Source organism: Vibrio genomosp. F10 str. 9ZD137, assembly GCF_049974785.1.
Classification (GTDB): Bacteria; Pseudomonadota; Gammaproteobacteria; order Enterobacterales; family Vibrionaceae; genus Vibrio.
Map to the genome: position 1 here is coordinate 1 of NZ_JBNGCJ010001067.1, position 1,619 is coordinate 1,619.

The 1,619-nt window shown below is 46.0% G+C and carries 1 protein-coding gene and 1 pseudogene; one reads left to right on the forward strand and one right to left on the reverse strand.

Going from position 1 to position 1,619, the window contains the following annotated elements; genetic code table 11:
* A pseudogene (locus ACP45E_RS22515) lies at positions 1 to 207 on the reverse strand (GNAT family N-acetyltransferase); the annotation flags it as partial.
* Positions 208 to 488: 281 nt separating this feature from the next.
* On the opposite strand from ACP45E_RS22515, the gene pheS reads away from it, so the two are divergent.
* Positions 489 to 1,472: a phenylalanine--tRNA ligase subunit alpha gene (gene pheS / locus ACP45E_RS22520; protein ID WP_017034130.1), complete on the forward strand. Its 984-nt coding sequence runs from the start codon at positions 489 to 491 to the stop codon at positions 1,470 to 1,472.
* Positions 1,473 to 1,619 lie beyond the last annotated feature (147 nt).

The window sequence follows — 1,619 nt, forward strand, 5'->3', positions numbered from 1 at the left end:
GAGCCGCTCTTCCGATCTGGTGTCATCAACACAAGCGACTAAGTACTGGCTGTGCTTATCTTCTGTGTAATAAGCACTCATATTGGCCACTTCCGCATCACCAGGCCCATAACCTTCTCCTACTGCGCCATATTCCTGACCGACTTTGGCTATGATCTCTGACACTTCAGCGTCATCTTCGGGTTGTATTTTTCGAATGGTTAACATGGGTTCTCTACTTCAAATGAACATCACTTAGACTTAATGGGAGTCAATGAGACCATTTTCAACCTGAGTTGTCGCTTTTTCCCCCATGACACTATTTTTTCCCTATTAGACTGTTTTTTCCCATTTAAACGAAGATAAGCGTAAATCGATTTGGCTTTAGAAGTGGGTTTCGCTACTATGTACAGCTATTTGAAAATGCCCAAGAATCCCTTGCTGGGAACCTTATGGACACTACCACTTATGCCTTCTTTTACAGATAGCCATAGGTAGATGAGGAAACGATGCAACATCTAGAAGAGATTATTGCTAATGCTACGGCCGCGATTAACGCTGCTGAATCGTTAGTTGCACTCGATGAAGTGCGAGTTCAGTATTTAGGTAAGAAGGGTGAACTCACTCTTCAACTACAAAGCCTAGGTAAACTTCCACCTGAAGAGCGTCGCACTGCTGGTCAAGAGATCAACAAAGCGAAAGGTGCTGTTCAACAAGCGATCGTCGCTCGTAAAGACGCACTACAACGTGCGGAGCTTGAAGCGAAACTGGCTGCAGAAACCATCGATGTGAGCCTACCAGGTCGTCGCATTGAGAACGGTGGTCTTCACCCAGTTACACGCACCGTTGAGCGTATCGAACAGTTCTTTGGTGAGCTTGGCTTTAGCACTGAGTCTGGCCCTGAGATCGAAGATGCATTCCACAACTTTGATGCATTGAACATCGCAGACGATCACCCAGCTCGTACTGATCACGATACTTTCTTCTTCAACCCTGATCTCATGCTACGTACGCACACTTCTGGTGTTCAAATCCGTACGATGGAAAACGGCAAACCGCCATTCCGCTTCATTGCTCCGGGTCGTGTTTACCGTAACGACTACGATCAAACTCACACGCCAATGTTCCACCAAGTGGAAGGTATGTTAGTTGATGAGAACGTAAACTTCGCACAACTCAAAGGCATTCTTAACGATTTCCTTTGTAACTTCTTTGAAGAAGAAGTTGAAGTGCGTTTCCGTCCTTCATTCTTCCCGTTCACAGAGCCTTCAGCTGAAGTTGACGTGAAACGTAAAGATGGCAAATGGCTAGAAGTTCTAGGCTGTGGCATGGTTCACCCTAACGTACTTCGCTCTGTTGGCATCGACCCTGAGAAATACTCTGGTTTTGCATTCGGTATGGGTGTAGAGCGTCTAACGATGCTTCGTTACGGCGTAAATGACCTTCGTGCGTTCTTCGAGAACGACCTTCGTTTCCTTAAACAATTCAAGTAATCCGGGGCAGTCAAAACTATGAAATTCAGTGAATCTTGGCTACGCGAGTGGGTTAAACCTGCAATTAACAGCGAAGAGCTAGCTCACCAAATCACTATGGCTGGTTTGGAAGTTGACGATGTAGAACCTGTTGCGGGTGTTTTCACC

Bases quoted from the DNA above. Each gene is read 5' to 3' on its own strand.
- pheS (WP_017034130.1), top strand. From the start codon at position 489: ATGCAACATCTAGAAGAGATTATTGCTAATGCTACGGCCGCGATTAAC.